This window comes from Paraburkholderia lacunae (genome assembly GCF_003353175.1).
Classification (GTDB): domain Bacteria; phylum Pseudomonadota; class Gammaproteobacteria; order Burkholderiales; family Burkholderiaceae; genus Paraburkholderia; species Paraburkholderia lacunae.
This window is the reverse complement of sequence record NZ_QHKS01000005.1, coordinates 310,388-330,074: the sequence shown is the minus strand read 5'-3', so window position 1 is coordinate 330,074 and position 19,687 is coordinate 310,388. Positions and strand designations below refer to the sequence as shown.

Below are 19,687 nucleotides of genomic sequence, written 5' to 3'. Positions count from 1 at the left end.
GACGACACGCCAGCTTCGACTTGTTGTCTCAACGCGATAGGGCGATTTTCCGGATTCGCGAGACTGGCAACCCTTCTTCGTCAATTTCGACGAGCGTCAACTCGCCTGCGCTAATGGGTAGCGCTGGTGAGCTTCGGGCAGGCTTTATGGTGATCAGTCAACCGGTTGGCCAGGGTGGGGTCCCAGCCAACCGGTGAGCGATGCTCCGCTGCTTTCGCAGCGGCGCGTCAACAACGCTCAGCCCTTACTGGCCCGTATAGCCGAGCGGAACAGTCGCATTGCCCTTTGCAACCGTCGCGTTGTTCGACACGATGTACTGCGGCACCTCGGTGAGGGTCAGCGTGACTTTGCCGTTGGTGTAGGCAAGCGTGCTGACATTGCCGTAACCATCGATCTTCGTCACATTGCCCGACGTACCGGCATTGTCGACCTGAAGCGAATAGCTGGTCGAGTAGGTCTGGCTATAAACACCGTTGCTCGTCGGCCACTGCGCATTGCTGTGGGCCCATGCGGCGGTCACGACCTTGCCGTTGCCGAGTTGCTGGAACGAATACGCAAAGGTTCCGGACGGCGTGCCCTTGACGCGACCCAAGGTGTTCGTACCGTCGAGGACGCGCGTCATCGTGGCGAAGGCCATCGCTTCGGGTTTCGGCGAGAGGTTCGTTGCACCGAACGCGCCTTGTGCGTCATTCAGGTCGAAGAACGAGCCGTATCCCACTTCGCCCGGATAGTCAGGACCATAGAAAAGCGTCGTGACCTGCGCGCCACCGCCAAGCACGATGATGTGCGCCCGCACGCCAATCGCGGCATGGGCGAACAACTGGTTCTGCGACGGCACCGTGGGGCCGTAGCTCAGGCCCGGATCGTAGCTCGCGCCTGCTTCGGTGAAGAAGAGCTTCATGTTCGGCTTGCCCGCCTGCATCACCGAACGCAACTGCGTCATCTGGTTGTCGAGCGCGTTGGCCTGGTTCGCCGGATCGGGATCCGAGTCCTGCAATTCAGGCGGGTGAGCCGGATAGGTGCCGGCATTCCAGTACCCATGCGTCGAGACTGCATCGATGTAATTCCACAGGCCAAGCGCACCGAACTTCTGCAGATAGCCGGTGGTGCAGGTGTCGCAATTCGCGGCGAACGGGTTGCCCGTGCCCATCACGACTGCATTCGGATCGGTCGAGTGAATGCCTTCGTAAGCGGCCTTGTACATGGCGACGAAGTTTGCGTCGCTATCCGCCCACCCAAGGCTCGGTTCCCACGTCACCTGGTAATAGTTCTTTTGCTGGTTCGGGTAGTTGGCCGCGCGAATCTGGCTCGTATCGGTACCGACCCTGCCCATGAAGCTCTGGAACTCGGCCATGTTCGACGGTGCGTAATAGCTGTCGTTGAACTGACCCGTCTTCGAATCCCAGGCAGGCAGTCCATCGAGGCGCACAATGCGCATCTGATCCGGATGGGCCTTATAGAACGGATCGAGGTCGTTCACGTTCGGCGTGTAAGTGTTGGGGCCATTGGGTTCCATGGCCGAGACCTGACGGTCGTCGATCGTCCACGAGATTCCCAGCGCATGCAGCGCAGCGATGTTGCCGTTGAAGCCCTGCATGCCGAAGCGGTGCTGATCCTGATGTGCATACGTGACGGTGCCCAGCACCGACGTGAGGTTCGGCAACACACCGAACGTCGCAATGCCCATCGGACGCGTTCCGCTGCTCGGCAACGTGCCGCCATTCGAGCGCAGTGTCGCGGTAAGCGCACCATAGCCGGACCACGTCGACGTGCACGGAATCGTGCTGGTTTGCACGCCGGCATTAACCGCGAAACTGCCCTGCGTCTTGATCGCGCCGTTCGAGTCCGCTACGGACCAGATGACTGTATCCGCGCTCTGAGCGTTCGTCGTAATCGAGAGCTTGAACGGTGCGTTGTTCTGGAAAACGCGCAGGCCGTCGGTGGTGGGCGTGTCGGCGCTGATCGTTCCGTTAGCCGTTCCGCCGGCTGTTTGTGTCGGCGAGCCGCACGACATGGTTGAACTGCCAGGGGTGGGCGTCGGTGTGGGCGTAGGTGTGGGCGTCGGGGTTGGCGTCGGGGTTGGCGTCGGCGTCGGGGTTGGCGTCGGGGTTGGCGTCGGGGTCGGCGTCGGGGTCGGCGTCGGCGTCGGCGTCGGGGTCGGCGTCGGGGTCGGCGTCGGGGTCGGCGTCGGGGTCGGCGTCGGGGTCGGCGTCGGCGTCGGGCTAGCGGCAACCGCCCTCACCCAGCATGCCTTGCCGTAGCCGAATGCGGGATCTGTCTGCGAAACAGCGCCGACATAACAACCGACCCCATTACTAAAGGTACTCGGATCGGTCAACATCACCGATGGCGCGTCGGGCGGAACCGCACCGAACACCACCGAACCTGTTCCGAGGAATGAGCAGTTGCCATTCTCCACGCCGCACAACTTGTATTGCAGGCCTGCGACGGTGATGGTGCTGGCCTGAGCCTGCGCATTTTGCGCAGCAAACGATGCCAACACTGTTGCGGTCGCAACGCCCAGTAGTTTTAGATTACTCGTCATTGTCCGTATGAATCGCTAAAAAGCAGGTTGTCCCCGAGGATTCAGCAAGATCGATCTAAGCCGTCCCGCTTTGGCGTTATTGAGTACAGAGAGAGGTAAACCGGAGAACGCGCTGATCGCGTTCATTGCTGATGAAGCTGGCGCTTCGATGTGACGTTATCCGCTGGCAGATACGGTTAGACATCCGCCCGTGAGCTGACCGCTGCCAGACTACGGCGCGTTCAGAATTTCTGACCTCGCATCAATCAATCCATTCAAATTACGTATTCCTTACCAATAGACTGACAATGTCTTATCCAACGATGTGCTATCAGTGACTACCTCCCTGGATCTGCAACGCGAGGCATCCAGCGCAGCATGTCGCGAGACTCGACCGTACGCACCTGCGTGAACAGTTCAGTCGACTAGGCAGCCAGGTTGAAACGACCCGCCGAACACACGCCAAAAAAAGCGACACAAGGGGTTATGGCGTGCCGACGATGAAACCTTTAACACCCGGTAGGGAGCGCGCCGGTAGTACCGCGCACCCTTAGTTGTGACAAACAGACGTTCGCTCGGCACGTGCAATCAGGAAATTGAGGACAACTGACAGCTCGATCGAATCCGCCTTCTTTCACTCTTGACGGCCCGATGCCGATACGAACCCGGTGACCCGACAGTCGAGGCAAGTCCGTCACCTGCCGAGCAGGTTCGGAACTCGAAATTCATTGGGCCACGTCCAGGTCCGGCAGTCCAACACCGGCGAAGGATCCTGCAGATAGCGCTCGAGGCGCCAGACTCACTCGCCAGGCGTTTCGCACAAGAAATCCTTCTCCAACGCGGTATAACTCCTATCAATGCAATTCTTACTGCATCGATAAAGCTTGGGCGCGGACTCGGTATTAGTTGCAAACGTTTTTGGCAGATGAATTATAAACGTATCATCTGTGTAACGTGGCGGCGGCCGGATATAATAAGTAATAATTATAAGAATATTCCGCGGCACATGCCCAACGGTTTTCAAAAAATAGGAAAAACGAAGAGCCCTGCCTCAGTTGGCGCAGAAAAGGGAAATGTTAATTTTTTCATTGGATGACAGCAACTTAGCAGGAGCAAACGACATTTAGCGGTTTTTCATATTATTAATATAAATAAATGCATTTGATAAATCTGCGACGGTGGCCGGATGATGCGGCACGAATTAAACGAAGCATAGATAGCCGTTCATATCGCCTTTCGTCAGATCTTTTATTTAAACCAATCATCGGATTAATGGACGGTTTCAAAATCGACAAAATCCCTCCGCGTGATTAATCCCGCATGCTCTGCGGAGCGGCGCATTACGGAAAATCGATCCGCCAACCTGAAAACCCACACAAGGCAACGGCGGAGTCGAGCAGGTGACCCGCCGTTGCACTACGCCTATCGTTCGATCGAGACGCTGTCGACCGTGGCATCGCTGTTATCGAAGTCTTTGGATTCGTCAGGAGTCGGCAGGAGATAGCCAGGTGCTTCGATGTAGCCCCCCAGTGCGTGAGACGAACATCAGCAGACGTTGAGCCACTTTTGCCGAACGAGGTGGTCTACGGACCACTTTCCCCCGCCTCTGCACAGCAGGACCAGCAGCATCGCCGCCCACTGGATATGCGACGAACGGGACGGGCTTTTCTTAACAGTCTGTTACCAGATCCCCGCCGTTTGTTACCAGATTCCTGGATGGAGTCGGCGATAAGAGATGCTATCCTTCGGCCCGAAAACCGGATGAGACACGCTTTACCACGCCACGCAATCGGTGCCATCGGCACAATCAGCGCCGATGCGCGAGTCAGCGCGAGGTCCGGTCAATGGGCGAACACGGCTCGTCAAGGTTCACAACTACAACAGTAATTGGACACCAGCCGATACGCGTTCGGCTGACGTCTTTCGAACAAAGAAAAGGTTTGCATATGTCGAAGAAAATCACCCAGATCATTGCCATCGGGGCACTTGCAGCAGCGACGTCCTTGCCGGTTTTTGCCGGCGACATGAACAACGCCGTCGGCGGCGCGCTCGGCGGGGTCGCCGGCGCGGCGGTGGGCGGCGCACTCGGGGGCAGCACGGGCGCCGTGCTCGGCGGTGCGGTGGGTGGCGGCGCGGGTGGCGCGGTGACGTCGCACGGTCACGAGCGCACGGGCGCGATCATCGGCGGAGCGCTGGGCGGCGGAGCCGGCACTGCGGCGGGCAATGCGATGGGCGGGCGCACCGGCGGCCTGGTCGGCGCGGCCGTTGGCGGCGGCGCGGGTGCGGCGCTAGGCGGCAACATGTCGCGCAATGCGTATTCGAACGACTACGGTCAACGCCACTACGGCGAAAGGCACCACCGCAAGCACCATCGCCACGACGACTAAGACGAATGCATCGTATTGCCGCCGCTCATTTCTGTTCCGTGTAGCCTATTTCGCGGATACGTCACCGAAGTCTGGTACGGTCCTTTCTGACTTAGGCCGCATCACCACACAGGATCTGCAGAAATGAGCCACATCCACTTCATTGGCGGCGAAAAAGGCGGCGTCGGCAAATCGCTCGTCGCCCGCGTGCTGGCCCAGCATTTTATCGACCGGAGCACGCCGTTCATCGGCTTCGACACCGATAAATCGCATGGCGCCTTATTGCGGTTCTATGCCGACTTTGCCGCTCCGGCCGTGCTCGATCGGCACGACAGTCTCGATCCCATCCTCGAACACGCGCTCGAGGAGCCCGAGCGGCGCGTTCTGGTCGATCTCGCCGCGCAGACCCAGCAGCCTTTGAGCAAATGGCTGGACGACGCGGACGTGATCGCGCTCGCCGAAGAGCATGGCCTGACGCTGACCTGGTGGCACGTCATGGACGCAGGACGCGATTCGGTCGATTTGCTCCGGGAGTGGCTCGACCAGTTCGGCGGACGAATCAGGCTTGTGCTCGTTCTGAATGAAATCCGCGGCGAGCGTTTCCAGATTCTGGATGCGTCCGGCGAACGCGCTCGTGCCGAAGCGCTTGGCGCCAGCGTCATCTCGCTACGCCGCTTGCCTGATACGACGATGCAGAAGATCGATCAGCAAGGCGCGAGCTTCTGGGCCGCGGTCAATCACCCCGACCGCCCGGCCAACGGACTCGGCATGCTGGAACGGCAGCGCGTCAAGGTGTGGCTGAACCGCACCTATGGCGAACTGGACAAGCTCGCCTTGTAGGCCGCAAGGCACGTACCAGCGTATATCCTTTGCTGAACACGCCGGGACAAAGCCGTGATACGGAGCAACCCTCCCCGTTTCACGGTCCCGGCAGCCGGGCGCGCACTACAGCGAGCGAACCGTCGCCGACTCCAGCGCCATTCTGCGGCGCGCGCTGGCCAGCGCCGCGACAGCGGTTCCAATCCCCAACACGAACAGGCAGGCGGTGGGCACCAGCATCGGCGCGACCTGGCTATGCGCGACCTTGCCGACATAAGGCATCAGGTTCTGGCCGGCGAAGCCTCCGAGGTTGCCGATTGCGTTGATCGCCGCAACGCTCGCTGCCGCTCTCGCGCCCGAGAAGAACCGCGGGGGAAGCGACCAGAAGCACGGGTACAGCAACGGGATGCATGCTCCCCCCAGACACAGGGCCGCGAAGCGCATCGACGCGCCCGGCAGGACGAGGCTCGACGCGAAACCGATCACCCCGATACCTGCCACCACGCTCATCGCCTTCAGAACGACGCGCTCACGTTTGAGCTTGCCTGGAAGCCAGAGCAGAAGCAGCGTGGCGAGCGCCCAGGGAATCATGTTCAGCAAGCCATTGAGCGACGACGACACGCCATAGCTTTTAAGCAGCGTCGGCATCCAGTAGGTCACGCCGTACAGCGAAGTCGACATCAGCATGTAAGTCAGCGCGAACATCAGCACCTTCGGATCGAGCAGCGCGCCCCAAGGCCGCGTCGCCTTCGCCTCGGTTGACGCTTCGCGCTTCAGCGCGGCGATCACTACGTCCTTCTCCGCTTGTGAAAGGAAAGCCGCGTTCCTGACCGAATCCGGCAGGAATCTGAGCGCGACAAAGGCGATCAGGATGGCCGGAATGCCCGTCGCGATGAACACCCATTGCCAGCCCGCGAAGCCCCACGTCCCGCCAAGGGTGAGCAGCAGACCGCCGATCAGCGAGCCGAGCATGTTCGCGAGCGAACTGCCCAGCGTGAAGAAGCCGAGCACCCGGGTGCGGTAACTCTGCGGAAACCACTGGGTGAGATAGTAAATGACGCCGGGATAAAAGCCGGCCTCGGCCACACCCAATGCGAAGCGAAACGAATAGAAGACGGGCAGCGAGCGGGTGAATGCCATCAGAACCGTGACGACGCCCCAGGTAATCATGATTCTCGCGAGCCACGTCCGCGCGCCGAAGCGATGAAGCGCAAGCGTGCTGGGCACCTCGAAAAGGAGATAACCAATGAAGAATAACGACGCGCCAAGACCGTATGACGCCTCCGTCATGCCGAGGGCATGCACCATCTCCAGCTTGGCAAAGCCGACGTTCTGGCGATCGATAAACGAGATGAGAAACATGACGATCAGCAACGGCATCAGCCGCCACGCCATCTTCTTCATTACCTGCTGCTCAAATCCTGCCGTTGTAGACATGGTCCGCTCCAGTTTCCTTGCTGGCCGCCTTCGACCATCGCGTCATAGACCGGCAGTCGCTACCTCGGCGCAGTCAGCCAAATTGATGTAGTCATATATATGATTGTATGAATTTGGAATACGCGCCATGAGGTGATACCCGCACCCGGGGCGAAACCGCGCAGCCGCGTAGCCGCGGGATGCCGCCCTCGCCTGTCGGACGGCTCTGCCGCCCGCTTTTGCCGCTCAGCGGATTTCGACCTCGTACTGGAAGGTTGCGGCGCCGCCGCGCGTGCTGCGCCATTCGAACGGTGTCCCGGCGAAGTCCGACGCGACTCGGTGCACAAGAATCACGGGGCTGCCGAGCGGCACGCCCAGAAGCGCTTCATCGTCGGCGGTCGCTTGTTCCACATTGAGAATTTCCGTGGCGGACGCTACGATCTGCCGGCACAGCCGCTCGTACAAGGGGTACAGCAGGTCCTCGAAATCCTCGAGCGCCAGGCTTGCCAGCGGCTCGAAGCGGGCACGGGGCAGCCAGATTTCTTCAGACAGGACGGCTTGCCCTTCGATCAGCCGGACGCGTGACAGGTGGATCGCCTTCTCGGAGGCTTTCATTCCCAACTTCGCGCGGATCTCTTCGCCCGGCTTGACCACTTCACGTTTGAGCACGCGCGCGGTCGGCCGAACCGGCTCACCCGTACGCGACTTGAAACGGAAGAAGCGAAACAGCGACGAATCAAAACGCGGCCGGCGAACGAACGTTCCCTTGCCCTGGCTGCGCGTGAGCACACCGTCGACGACCAGCAAATCGATTGCCTTGCGCACCGTACCCGTGGATACGTTATAGAACTGGCCAAGCTCCGCCTCGGTGGCGATGGCTTCCTCAGGTGCCCATTCCCCCGCGGCAATCCGGCTGACAAGATCGTCGCGCAATTGCTGATACCGGGGCAATCGATCGTCCGGCCTGGTCGTGACAGAAAGCGCGTTCATGATTCATATAGTTGTTCAGAGGAGCTACCACTGTACCGCATCCGAAACCGGCCGAGCCATCAAGGGTTAATCCCGAATGCACATCCCCGTCCGGCGATTTAGACTTGTCATACAGTCATATATATGACTGCATGACGTGCATGAACGGAGATAGGCATGTTCAGCTGGTATAAGCAAGGCACGCCCCTCGAGCGCAACACCTTTTGGGGGTGCTTCGCAGGCTGGGGACTCGATGCGCTCGACGTGCAGATGTTCACCCTGGCGATTCCCGCCATCATCGCGGCTTATGGCATCGACCACACGCAGGCCGGCGCGATCAGCAGCGTGACGCTCGTGTCTTCGGCGCTCGGCGGCTGGCTCGCCGGGGCGCTGTCGGATCGCTTTGGGCGCGTCCGAACACTGCAAATGACGATTCTCTGGTTCGCCAGCTTTACGTTTCTTTGCGCGTTCGCTCAAAACTTCCCTCAGCTCCTTGTCCTCAAGGCGCTGCAAGGGTTCGGATTCGGCGGCGAATGGGCGGCGGGCGCGGTGCTGATGGCCGAAACCATCCGGACCGAACACCGCGGCAAGGCCATGGGCGCCGTGCAAAGCGCCTGGGCGATCGGATGGGGCGGCGCGGTCCTGCTCTATGCCGCGGCCTTTTCCTGGTTGCCGTCGGACATGGCGTGGCGAACGATGTTCGCTGTCGGCCTGTTGCCGGCCGGCCTGGTTCTCTTCGTGCGGCGCAAGCTCAAGGAACCCGTGCGTCCCGCTCCGGCCGGCGCGGAACCCAAGGTCTCCGCGCTACGGCAAATCACGCAGGTCTTCCAGCCACGGGTCATCAGGACCACGATCATTGGCGCCGTGTTGGGTACCGGCGCTCACGGCGGGTACTACGCCATCATGACGTGGCTGCCGACCTTCCTTGCCAAGGAGCGGCACCTCTCGGTGCTGAACACCGGCGGCTATCTCGCGGTGGTCATCGTCGCCTTCTGGTGCGGCTGCATGGCGAGCGCTCATCTGCTCGACCGCATCGGCCGCCGCCGCAACGTTGCACTGTTCGCGTTCTGCTGCATCGTCACCGTGCTCGCCTACGTGATGCTGCCGCTGACCAACACGGAAATGCTCGTTCTCGGCTTCCCGCTCGGCTTGTTCGCCGCGGGCATTCCGGCCAGCCTGGGGCCGCTCTTCAACGAACTTTATCCGGCCGACATGCGCGGCACCGGCGTTGGATTCTGCTACAACTTCGGGCGCATTGCCTCGGCAAGCTTCCCAGTTCTCGTCGGCTACATGAGTCATTCGATGTCGCTCGGCGCGGCAATCGGCATCGACGCCGCGGTGGCATACGGACTGGCGATGGTCGCCGTTCTGCTCCTTCCCGAGACGCGCGGCAAGCGGCTGCGCGCGGCCGCGCCGGAACTCGCCGCCGATGCCGCCGACGACGCGCGGTTCACCTTGAACCCTCCGCGGGGATGACCATGAGCGCTCAAGGACTCACCGCACCATCGCGCCTCTGCCGCGTGGACACTCACGCGCACGTCTTCGAGCGAGGCTTGCCACTGGCAGACGGAAGGCGCTATGCGCCGGGCTACGATGCGACGCTCGCCGCTTATCTGCAGCTTCTGGACACCCACGACATCGGCCGGGCCGTTCTCGTGCAACCGAGCTTTCTCGGCACCGACAACCGGTATCTGCTGCAGGCGCTCTCGCGTGACGCCCGCCGCTTGAAGGGCGTGGCAGTCGTCGCGACCGACATCTCCGAAGCAGAGTTAGTTCACCTGCATGATCAGGGCATTACGGGCGTACGGCTTAACTTGATAGAGCAGGCATTACCCGAGCTGCGCGGGAAATCGTGGGCAACGCTGCTGCACCGATTGGCGCGACTCGGCTGGCATGTCGAATTGCACCGGCAAGCGCGTGACCTGGCGCCGCTGATCGACTGTCTTCTGGAGGCGGGATTGCCGGTCGTCGTCGACCATTTCGGGCGGCCCGACCCAGACAAGGGTACGAGCGATCCCGGATTCCAGGCGCTGCTCGGCTTTGGCAACACAGCGCGGGTTTGGGTGAAAGTCTCGGGTGCGTACCGCTGTACGGCTCCCGGTTCCAGCTTTGTCCGCGACGCGACGAACCAGCTCCTCGAACACTTCGGCCCTGAGCGTCTGATGTGGGGAAGCGACTGGCCGCACACGCAGTATGAACATGTGACGGACTACGGCCAGTCGCTATCGGCGCTGCTGGACCCTGGTCTGGACCCGGCTATCGCCGACTCGATACTATGCGCCACCCCGCATGCCCTCTATGGGTTTGAGCAGGAGCCTGCGGAGCACAATACGTCGACTGGGCAAACGCTGCTGCGCACTTCCTGAAGCAGCCATGCAAGCCGCCGCGTGGAACGACGTGCCGATCTGGAACTGGAACTTCTGATTCGAAAACCCGGTTGCGCAGCCGGTCCGGCGCCCGTTCCCGGGGGCGCCGCAGTCCAAATGGTCGTGAGCAGGTCGATGCTTGTAAAATGCAGCTTCACCCGACCTCTTTCGACCATGCAAACCAGGCATCACCCACACCAGCCCGACGCGCCTCGACAAGCGAGCCATTCCGGATTCCCGGCGGTAGTGACATCGCGCGAACTCGCACTCACGCTCCGGAGGCGCCATGGATAATCCCACCCGTTCGGAACGCTCCCGCCGAGCGGCGCTCCAGGCGGCGCTCACCATCGTCGCTCGCGATGGTCCGGGTCAGCTCACGTTTGACGCGATCGCTCGAGAAAGCGGTATCAGCAAGGGCGGACTGATGCATCAGTTCCGCACCAAAGGGGATGTGCTGAAGGCGTTGCTCGAGCATGAGATCGAGTACTTCGAGAATTTCGCGCGCAACTACCTTGCTGCGAACGGCGAGACGAAGGCCGAACCCCATCTCGCAGCAGAGATCGCCACCATGCGCGAAGCCATGGACAATCCCCATTCCGCGGGTTTTTCCATCCTTGCCGCTCTGGTCGAAGATCCCTCGCTGCTGTCCGCCACGCGCGAGAACACCGCGCAGAAGGTCAAACATATCAAGGCCGAGGCCGCCGACCCGGATACGGCGCTCCTGCGCTGGGCAGCAGCCAGAGGCCTGGTGTTTACCGCCCTGCTTGGCCTCTGCCCGCTTTCCGAAAAGGAGCGCGGACGTTTGTTCGATCGGCTGCTCGACGAAGACCAGTGGCCGCAATCCGCTGAACCCAAAAAGAAACCGCGCGCCGCACGCTCGCCGCGTAACGCGAGGAGCAGCGCTCAAAGCAGTTGAAACTACTGCGTAAAGTGCGCATATTCCGCGCAGCCCCCGCCGCCACTTTCCAACCAAAGGACATACCGAGCGACATACCGCGGAGTTCGTGTTCGACGACGGCGGAGGGCGTCCGGATGGACATTAATTTCGCGATTTTTTTTCGATTTTTGTCATCGAGCGCAAAGGTAAGATCGTCGCAGCCTGAATATAAAAGGGGCAGCGAGTGGCGATCACCTTGAATCTGTCAGCGTCCGCGAATTTGAATAAATCGTTAAAGATCGACGCCATTCGATTCCTCGCGGCTTTCTGGGTCTTGATGTATCACTTCAAACCGCCCGCATTCAAAGAACTGCTCCCGCATCAATTGGCCTTCCTCGGCGGCGCGTTGTGGTCCGCATCGACAGCGCTGTTTGCGGGGCCCGCCGCCGTCATCGTGTTCTTTGTCATTTCCGGCTATTGCATCCACAACGCTTATCAGAAGGATGTCACGCTCAAGCCGATCAACTATTACGCATCCAGATTCATTCGCATCGGCTTGCCGCTGGTCATCCTGCTATGCCTCATCCAGCCGTTGCCGACCGGGCAAAATTATCTGGAATCCGTGCTTTGGTCGCTCTACTGCGAGATGGTGTATTACGCCGTTTATCCGATCTTGCGGCTCCGGTTTCGCTACATCGGTGAAATGATCGTCGGCAGCGCGATGGCAGCCGGCGTAATGGTGGCGGCGGTTCGTCTGTTTGGGCACCCTGCGTGCCACGGCTGCGTCTACGAGACCTATCGGGTGCCGGGTACGGCTTTACTGTATGCGGCTGGATGGATTTTCGGCTGCCTGATCGCGGAAACCCAGCGCAATGCACAGCAGTTTCAGATGCGTGGCGCGTATTCGCCGCTCACCATGATGATCAAGCGCGGCCTCGATCGGAGCACTCGCTACCTCGCAAACCATCTGGTTGCGCTGCGAGTGACGGTTGTCGCAGCCGGGGCGGCAGTCATGATTCTGCTGTCCGAGTCGAATCTCAAACCGGCGCTCGTGCCGCTGATTACACCTGATATCACGCTGCCGCTATTCCAGTTTCTTGCGGCGATCTGGATCGCGACGGAGACCGCCACGCCGTCCAACGCTGGGATCTGGTCCCGACTGGCTGCTTTCGGGGCGTGGTCCTATAGCCTCTATCTGTGCCACAAGATGGCGCTTGCCCTGCTGGAAATGACCGGGTTCGACGGCACATCCCGCTTAGCATGGTTCGTGCAAGTGGCCTTGGCGTTCGCCATCAGCTATGCGTTCTACCGGATGATCGAAAGGCCTTCACATCTGATTTCCCAGCGACTGCGGAGATATACGGCGGGTGCGCCGGCTACGCCGGTAGCTTGAGCGCGGCGATACCAGTTCTGCGTGGCGATCAAACGAGCAAGGTCAGCGTATCGAACAACGCAAGATCTTCTTTCTTTGCCGACCGCGCATGCAGGCGAATGACCTGCAAAAGGCACTCGATAAAACCAAGGGCCGCGCTTCCAAGCGTGCTGTTGCGCCGGGTGACGATGCTGAGTTGTCGCGGCTCGAACGCCTCCTTCAGCTTCAGCACCGCCATGCGCCCTTTGAACGGCGGCGCGACTTGCAGGATGCTGGGACACCACGTGCACATTTCCGCGCGCTCAACCGGCCATAAAAAAATTTGTCGACGCGAGGGCTGACTGCTTCTCCTCGTGTCTGATAACCAGCGTCATTCCGCGCTTTACAGCGCCTCGCCGCCGGACGAAAACGGTACGAAATGCCACTGCCCGAACTCCGGGTCGAATGCCGCGAGCTGGGTCGCTGTTTTCCAGTGATCGGCCTCGCATCGTGAGGTGATCGCGGCAACTGCCTTCGTCGCGACGTGGCGGATCCGGGTCGCAGGCCATGTCCGCACCTCCCGCACCGTCTCCGCCCAGGCGAACAGTCCGGCACGCTCGCGGGAAGCGCTGTACGCTGCAAGCGTCCGCGCGTCCACCTCGAACGTCGTCGGTATCCCGAGAGGCTGTCGCATCAGCCTGCAGCAGCGTCCCGGTCTGCCGTCGGAGTGCCGCAGCAGGACGCCGTTATGTGCGGGCCAGCCCACATGCATGGCCGCGACGAGCTCACTGTCGCGTTCACCCAGAAACGCGCCCAGGTCCAGGGCCGACGCGGCCATCGAGCGATGCGGGCGTCCTGCTTTCGTGAGGCATGCCGCCTCGATTGCTGCATCCAATGGCGACAGGTAGCAGCTCACCGCGAGTCCGGCCTGGGTCCGCTCCTTGCCAATGCACTCAAATCCTTCCCCGTCGCGGAAGGTAAGAACCCACGCAGGTGGGCTCCTGAAAAATCCCTGTGCTGTATCGTTTTGCTCCGGCCTGAATGACACCCGTCCCTCCGTGATTGATCCACCACTTCCAGCAATTAAAGTCCGGCTCTGACATCCGCTGCGTCGCGCACCAAAGCGTAAAGCAGCAGCCGCGCGGTAGCATGATGAGCACGCCTACGATCAATTGAATCGTCCGTTTCGCCTACACAGCACCACACTCAATGTCAGAGCGGCGATAAGTCTCAATTTTTTCACTCACGATCTGCGTTTCTGCCCAGTTACCACTGCCGCACGGGCGGCTTCGGTTCCTCGGCATACATGCGCACGTAGACGCGGTAGTCGCGTGCGAACTGCACAATCACCAGCCCCTCGCCTTCGGCGCGGGGCAGCTCCCCCCGTCACGACGACCTCATCGGAGTTTGCCCACGCGGCCTGGCCGGTCCACTTCATCGCGGCCTGGGTTCCGGGTATCGGGATGTTTACGCTCGCGACGTCAAGCTCCGCATCCGAAAACACCCCGCCCCGCTGTTCGCAGGTCGCGCAGTTCATGAACTCCTCCCAACCACTCAGCACACAGCCCATACGCCCGTACCACAGCGGCATTGCGAGGGAATCAGCAACGGGCATGGCCGGCATTTGCACAGACACCAGTCACCACCCAGCGCCGACTGACGGCCGCCCGGCCCCCGGTCGGGCAGGCGCTCACCCACGCAGACGATTTTCCCGGTCGTCCTGCATTTCGGGCACCACACCGCGTCACCTTCATACGCAACTGCCACGCCGTCCAGCGTGTCACCGGGCGACGTGGCGATGACCCGCCCGTCGGCCGTCGTGCTATCGCCGTGGCGAATATCGTAGCGAGCGTTCAAATTGATCTCCCTGCATGCATGACGTTACGTCGATGAACCGGCCCGTGGCACAAAATGCCACTGGCCCGACTCCGGATCAAACAGCGCGACCTGCCTGCACTGCGTCACGTCGCCCCTTGCCACCCCGATTGAAGCCAGCGCCCGCGCGACCACGCGGGCAACCCGCTCCGGCTTCCATGCGCGCACCTCCTCCAGCGTTTCGCGCCAGGCGAACAGGCCCGCCCATTCGTGCAGGCGGGTTACCTCGGCCAGCACGGTCTCATCGAATTCGAAGCGCAGCGGTTCACGCGCCCAGTGATGCATCATCCTGCCGTAGCCCCCGAGCGCGCCGGCGGGACGCAGCAGCAGCCGGCCATTCTGGACCGGCCAGCCCAGGTGGACATTGGCGATCAGCCCCCGGCCGTCCGCATCGCGCCACCGCTCCGCTGGGACCAGTTGCGCCGGCATGACCCCGTACTGCGTTCCGAGCATCTGGTTCAATTGCAGCACTTCGATCAACGCGTCCACGGGCGAGAGGTAGCAGGTCATCGCGCGCCCCAGCTCGACTTTTTCCGTCACGACGCGCAAGTCGCCCTCCTCGTCGTGAAACGTCATGACATAGGCGGGCAGTTCCGCGAAGAATGGCGAGAGCGTAAAGCCATCGCGCTCCGGGTAAGTGTCAGACGGCTGCATGATCAGGACAACGCCAGTTGAGGCGCGGCCACGGGCTGCGCGACGGTCTTCAGCGTGCCGGACGGCTCGATGATCTGACGCGACCTCAGGTAGCCGCTGCTGTCGATGCGCAGGAACCCCGCGCGCGAGTCGTGCACGTACTGGTCGAAGAAGCGCACCAGATCCGGCGACAGCGTGGGCGGATTCAGCCAGGCATCCCAGTAGGCGGCTTCCTCGTCCGACAGCAACCGGTTCATCCCGCCAGGGCCGCCGGCGGTTGCGATCGTGCGATCGTATTCGCTCCGGTCGGTCTTCCACAGATCCGTCAGGTACTTGCGCCAGTTCATCGTGTCCGCGTCGATCTTCAGGCGGTCATGGAACTGCTGGATGCGTTGCAGTTGCGCATTCACTTCCGGGTCGGCCGAGCACACGCCCTTGTAGAGGTCACACGGCTTCTGCCCGAAACGCACCTTCAGCCAGCCATAGTAGAGGCGCATGTGCGCGAAAATCTGCGCCTCCAGCGTGCCGCCGGTGCCGACCTTGCCCATGTATTCATCGAACAAGGCCTTCACCTCCTCGTCGTACTCGAACAGGTCATGCACGTCCTTGGTGGCGAGCGACGGTGCGGTGAACGGCACACCGCTGATGGCACCCTCCAGGCGCATGCGGTTCAGCGCGAGGCGTGCAAGCTGGTCGGAGCGGGCCTGTTCGTCGGGACGATAACCGCCGCCGATATCGGAATGCACGCCCGGCCACACTAGCTGTTCGCAGGACGCGCTGCCGTTGCGCACCGGCGTCAGCGGAAAGCAGGCGCGCAGTTCGTGACCAGCCGCGATGTGAAAGCACCGCTCGACCTGATCGGGCACATGCATCAGCATGCCGCTGTTCAGGTCATACGCGGGCAGCCCGACCGACTCCACCGTATCGAACAGGCCAAGGAAACGGAAGTGCAGCGGCGCGGACTCGCCATCGAGCGCCGTGGGGCACGGCCAGCAGGGCACGCCGTCCTTCATCTCGCACTTCTTCAGCAGCCGGTTCACGAACGCACGCGCGAGTGCCGCGCCACGCGAGAAACCGAACACGGCAACGTCGATCCGGCTGACTTTGTGATTACGTCGCAGCTCAAGTTTAAATTCACCTTCAGCCTTGGCTAGTCGTACATCGGAACCGAGTGCGACTCCGCCACCCAGCGCCTCGCTGTCGCGGATCTTCTCCCACCACCCCGGATCACTGGCATCAAGCGGCGTGCCGACCCCGGCATAATAAAAGCGCGAGATTAGCGGTCGTTCTTCGTCGTGTCCCTCGTAAAGGCGGGCGACGTTTGACAGCTTTTGCAAAGCAGCGTCCTGGAATTTGTTGTTCCCGGTGCCATCGAAGAAAAAGCTGAACCACGGCTGCTGCTCGCAGGTCGTGCAGGTCATGAACTCCTCGGCGTGCAGCTGCGTGGCGGTCTTGAGCGCCTGGTGGAACGTATCGTGGTTATCGGTGATCCAGTCCTGCATGGTTACTCTCCCAAGTGACGCATAACACGCCGTCCGTAAAATAATTCGTCAACCCGAGGGCTAACGGGAGCACCAGATTTCAGAGACTCCGTTATGAATTCAGCTTCCACGTTGTGATCTGGAAAAAAACGGACGATCAAATAATTCATCGAGTCAGGGTCATTCGATGTAACTCCCTTTACGACCACATCTCGAATGTAGGTTTTGTACTGGTCGGCTGCATCGTTGAATCCACCGACTCTAAATTCCACGCGGACAGTCTGACCGACGCCGGGAAGTAGCGCGCAGCAAGCCGTGCCTCCTGCTCCGCCGTCTGAAAACGGTTTTGCGTCCCCTCCCATGCCAAGGTTCTTTCCCGATGGAGACATCAACGTAAAGTTGATGTAGTCGTTCGTATAGTTGGCCCCCATAACGGAAGCGTCTGCTATACCTTGCCCAAGAGAAGATGCCGCACACGCGCTAACCATCAACGCAATCGATACCAGCAATATCGTTATTTTTTTCATCCGGATGCCTGACCTTTTCCCGTGTGTTATTGCCATTGCCGCGCCGGTTTCGGCTCCTCGGCATACATGCGCACATAGACGCGGAAGTCGCGTGCGAACTGGACGATCGCCAGCCCCTCGCCTTCGGCGCGGGGCAGCTCCCCCCGTCACGACGACCTCATCGGAGTTTGCCCACGCGGCCTGGCCGGTCCACTTCATCGCGGCCTGGGTTCCGGGTATCGGGATGTTTACGCTCGCGACGTCAAGCTCCGCATCCGAAAACACCCCGCCCCGCTGTTCGCAGGTCGCGCAGGTCATGAATTCCTCGGCGTGCAGTTCCGTGGCGGTCTTGAGCGCCTGGTGAAACGTATCGTGGTTATCGGTAATCCAGTCCTGCATCGCTATTCCCCCATCTTGCGCATCACGCGCTGGCCAGAAAACAATTTATCGACGCGAAGGCTAGGCAAACCGGTTTTCCCACGGTCAGGTATCAACTCCGCTTCCACTTGATGGTCCGGGAAGAATCTGACCATCAGAATGTTGTATGCATCTTTCTCCATTGGCATCGAGCCAATCACGACGACATCCCTGCTGTAGGTTTTCCACTGTGCCTTGTCGTCGGTGTTAGCGACAGTCCAGACGACCCGGATCGTCTGGCCCACGCCAGGGATGAGCGAACAGCACTCACTGCCCCCCTTTCCGCCTTTCGAAAACTCCCCAACCTGGATGCCTTCCAGTCCCGTGTCCTGGCCGGACGCCGTTTGAATGTGGAACTCATGGATGTAGTCTTCCGTGTAGTTCGCACTCCATGCTGTTGCGTCCACATAACCGCGAGGCTGTGCCCTCGCACACGCGCTAATCAGTACCGCGATCGATACCAGTAATATCATGATCCGTTTCATTCTGGTCCTAAGGCTTAACAAACAATGGGTGACTATTCCTGTCGTCTGGATTGGTGGCCTATTTCCAGCAGTTAAAGTCCGGATCAGACATTACTTTCGTCTGGCACCAGACCACCAATGCTGTCGTCATACAACCACTTAGCGGCAGAATAATCACCGCAACCACGAGCATTCGAAACATCACCCTCATAACGCAAGTACCCCAAGAAGGCTTCGCAAATCATTCATCTTCTCCCCAGTGTTCGTTACCATTGCCGCGCCGGTTTCGGCTCCTCGGCATACATGCGCACATAGACGCGGAAGTCGCGTGCGAACTGCACGATCACCAGCCCCTCGCCTTCGGCGCGGGGCAGCTCCCCCGTCACGACGACCTCGTCGGAGTTTTCCCACCCGGCCTGGCCCGTCCACTTCATCACGGCCTGGGTGCCGGGTATCGGAATGTTCACGGCCGGCACGTCAAGCTCCGCATCCGAAAACACCCCACCCGGCAATTCGTCAGTCAATGCCGACTCAGAAATGATGTTGCCGCGCTCCATGACCAACCGGACCTTCCATCCGCGGTGCTCCGTGCGGTTGATGATCCGTGTCCGCACCCTGGCATAGCCGTATTTGCGCAACTTGTCCTGATGCGCCTGCGCGGCGGCTCCGCCGCCTCGCTGCCGGGCCGTTTCCTGCACTTCCTTCCACACGCCGCTACCCAGCGCGGCATAGGCGTCGATCAGTGCCGCGCCACCGGTACGAAACTGCGTGAGCACCCCTTGCAGGGCGGGATGATCGTCGTACTGCGCGCCGTATTGCAGGCCGTAGGCGGCATACACGCCGAGATCGCTCTTTCCGGTGATGCCATACGCAAAGGCCTGGTCAACGAGCGGCGCAATCTGCTGGAACTGCGCATTGGCGTCGGTGCGATCGAGCATGCCCGGCATGGTTTTTTTTAGCCAGGCGCACACCTGAGCCGGTGCGCCGGCCCGATGCAGGGCGTTGACCACTTCTTCGGGCACGGGGAACGCGTCCCACGCGGCGGGCAGCGGCAGGTTTTCGCCGGCCAGCTCGACCAGCTCCCCGCGCGGATCGAGACACCACCACGCAAGGCACGGCCCGAACATGTAGCGACGCGATGGTTCGGGCAACTCGCGATGCAGGACAGGCAGGTAGGCCGGCTGATGGAAGAAGAACCACGCATCACCGTCATCGGGACCTAGCCGCGCGTGCAGCAGCGTTTGCAGATGGCCGATGAGCGGTTCGATATCGTGTGTCGTCCATAACCACGACACGAACCGATGATCGCGTCGGGTCAGACTGTTCAGCGCGTTGTACAGGGCACGCGTTTCGACGCCTTCCGGCTCAGGGCAGGCGATCAGGAACGGGCCGGTTTCCGACAGGTCATCAAGCCCGGTATCGCTGTACAGCGCAAAGCGCGGCACGGCCTTCAGGGTGTCCGATAACTGACGCTGCCAGATGCCGGACATGGGGGCGAAATCGACCAGGGCGCACAGTCGCACCTGCGGATGCGCCGCCTTCAGGGTTGCGTACTGGCTACTGAAACGCTCCAGCAGCGGGTTGGTTCTTTCAGGTGACATGGGGGTACTGTCCGTGTAGCGG

General features: G+C 61.0%; 18 protein-coding genes and 1 pseudogene. 7 read left to right on the top strand and 12 right to left on the bottom strand.

All coding sequences use genetic code 11. The annotated features are described in order from the left end of the window. Nucleotides 1–244: 244 nt before the first annotated feature. Nucleotides 245–2,014, bottom strand: a complete 1,770-nt coding sequence (locus DLM46_RS09975) for a hypothetical protein (protein ID WP_244306034.1) — start codon at nt 2,012–2,014, stop codon at nt 245–247. Here DLM46_RS09975 and DLM46_RS40160 point away from each other — a divergent pair. Continuing rightward, nucleotides 2,013–2,261 carry a hypothetical protein gene (locus DLM46_RS40160; RefSeq protein ID WP_244306032.1) on the top strand — a complete coding sequence of 83 codons (249 nt, stop codon included), beginning with the start codon at nt 2,013–2,015 and terminating at the stop codon, nt 2,259–2,261. The genes DLM46_RS09975 and DLM46_RS40160 overlap by 2 nt on opposite strands. Before the next feature lie 1,808 nt (nt 2,262–4,069). On the opposite strand, the pseudogene DLM46_RS40155 reads toward DLM46_RS40160, so the two are convergent. Further along, a pseudogene (locus tag DLM46_RS40155) lies at nt 4,070–4,174 on the bottom strand (DoxX family protein); the annotation flags it as partial. Nucleotides 4,175–4,470: 296 nt separating this feature from the next. Here DLM46_RS40155 and DLM46_RS09965 point away from each other — a divergent pair. Both DLM46_RS09965 and DLM46_RS09960 read left to right on the top strand, forming a co-directional pair. Further along, complete coding sequence (locus tag DLM46_RS09965; protein WP_115100587.1) at nt 4,471–4,911, top strand: hypothetical protein; 441 nt, start codon at nt 4,471–4,473, stop codon at nt 4,909–4,911. A gap of 123 nt (nt 4,912–5,034) precedes the next feature. Next, nucleotides 5,035–5,730 (top strand): P-loop NTPase family protein, encoded by a 696-nt coding sequence (locus DLM46_RS09960; protein WP_115100586.1) that lies wholly within the window; start codon nt 5,035–5,037, stop codon nt 5,728–5,730. 105 nt (nt 5,731–5,835) lie between these two features. Here DLM46_RS09960 and DLM46_RS09955 read toward each other — a convergent pair whose 3' ends face one another. Next, on the bottom strand, nt 5,836–7,146 hold the full coding sequence (locus DLM46_RS09955; RefSeq protein WP_115100585.1) for an MFS transporter: 1,311 nt from the start codon (nt 7,144–7,146) through the stop codon (nt 5,836–5,838). A 225-nt stretch (nt 7,147–7,371) separates the two neighbouring features. Beyond that, on the bottom strand, nt 7,372–8,115 hold the full coding sequence (locus tag DLM46_RS09950; RefSeq protein ID WP_115100584.1) for a GntR family transcriptional regulator: 744 nt from the start codon (nt 8,113–8,115) through the stop codon (nt 7,372–7,374). Between the two features lie 156 nt (nt 8,116–8,271). Between DLM46_RS09950 and DLM46_RS09945 the strand changes: the two genes are divergently transcribed. The 4 genes from DLM46_RS09945 (at nt 8,272) to DLM46_RS09930 (ending at nt 12,730) form a co-directional block, all read left to right on the top strand. Then, complete coding sequence (locus DLM46_RS09945) at nt 8,272–9,570, top strand: MFS transporter (RefSeq protein WP_115100583.1); 1,299 nt, start codon at nt 8,272–8,274, stop codon at nt 9,568–9,570. Nucleotides 9,571–9,572: 2 nt separating this feature from the next. Next, entirely contained in the window at nt 9,573–10,460 is an 888-nt protein-coding gene (locus DLM46_RS09940) for an amidohydrolase family protein (RefSeq protein ID WP_115100582.1), read from the top strand. A gap of 286 nt (nt 10,461–10,746) precedes the next feature. After that, nucleotides 10,747–11,376 carry a TetR/AcrR family transcriptional regulator gene (locus DLM46_RS09935; protein ID WP_115100581.1) on the top strand — a complete coding sequence of 210 codons (630 nt, stop codon included), beginning with the start codon at nt 10,747–10,749 and terminating at the stop codon, nt 11,374–11,376. A gap of 241 nt (nt 11,377–11,617) precedes the next feature. Then, complete coding sequence (locus DLM46_RS09930) at nt 11,618–12,730, top strand: acyltransferase family protein (protein ID WP_244306030.1); 1,113 nt, start codon at nt 11,618–11,620, stop codon at nt 12,728–12,730. Between the two features lie 28 nt (nt 12,731–12,758). On the opposite strand, the gene DLM46_RS09925 is transcribed toward DLM46_RS09930, so the two are convergent. The 8 genes from DLM46_RS09925 to DLM46_RS09890 all read right to left on the bottom strand — a co-directional run bounded on the left by DLM46_RS09925 (nt 12,759) and on the right by DLM46_RS09890 (nt 19,665). After that, nucleotides 12,759–12,947 (bottom strand): LysR family transcriptional regulator, encoded by a 189-nt coding sequence (locus tag DLM46_RS09925; RefSeq protein WP_244306028.1) that lies wholly within the window; start codon nt 12,945–12,947, stop codon nt 12,759–12,761. A 144-nt stretch (nt 12,948–13,091) separates the two neighbouring features. Beyond that, on the bottom strand, nt 13,092–13,604 hold the full coding sequence (locus DLM46_RS09920) for a hypothetical protein (protein ID WP_115100579.1): 513 nt from the start codon (nt 13,602–13,604) through the stop codon (nt 13,092–13,094). Nucleotides 13,605–14,242: 638 nt separating this feature from the next. Then, entirely contained in the window at nt 14,243–14,545 is a 303-nt protein-coding gene (locus DLM46_RS09915; RefSeq protein ID WP_115100578.1) for a PAAR domain-containing protein, read from the bottom strand. Nucleotides 14,546–14,569: 24 nt separating this feature from the next. After that, nucleotides 14,570–15,217, bottom strand: coding sequence for a hypothetical protein (locus DLM46_RS09910; RefSeq protein ID WP_115100577.1), 648 nt, complete (start codon nt 15,215–15,217; stop codon nt 14,570–14,572). A 2-nt stretch (nt 15,218–15,219) separates the two neighbouring features. Then, nucleotides 15,220–16,698: a T6SS phospholipase effector Tle1-like catalytic domain-containing protein gene (locus tag DLM46_RS09905; protein WP_115100576.1), complete on the bottom strand. Its 1,479-nt coding sequence runs from the start codon at nt 16,696–16,698 to the stop codon at nt 15,220–15,222. A gap of 2 nt (nt 16,699–16,700) precedes the next feature. Next, nucleotides 16,701–17,582, bottom strand: coding sequence for a DUF3304 domain-containing protein (locus tag DLM46_RS40150; protein WP_244306026.1), 882 nt, complete (start codon nt 17,580–17,582; stop codon nt 16,701–16,703). A 2-nt stretch (nt 17,583–17,584) separates the two neighbouring features. Next, nucleotides 17,585–18,085 (bottom strand): DUF3304 domain-containing protein, encoded by a 501-nt coding sequence (locus DLM46_RS09895; RefSeq protein ID WP_115100575.1) that lies wholly within the window; start codon nt 18,083–18,085, stop codon nt 17,585–17,587. Nucleotides 18,086–18,330: 245 nt separating this feature from the next. After that, nucleotides 18,331–19,665, bottom strand: a complete 1,335-nt coding sequence (locus DLM46_RS09890; protein ID WP_115100574.1) for a DUF4123 domain-containing protein — start codon at nt 19,663–19,665, stop codon at nt 18,331–18,333. Nucleotides 19,666–19,687 lie beyond the last annotated feature (22 nt).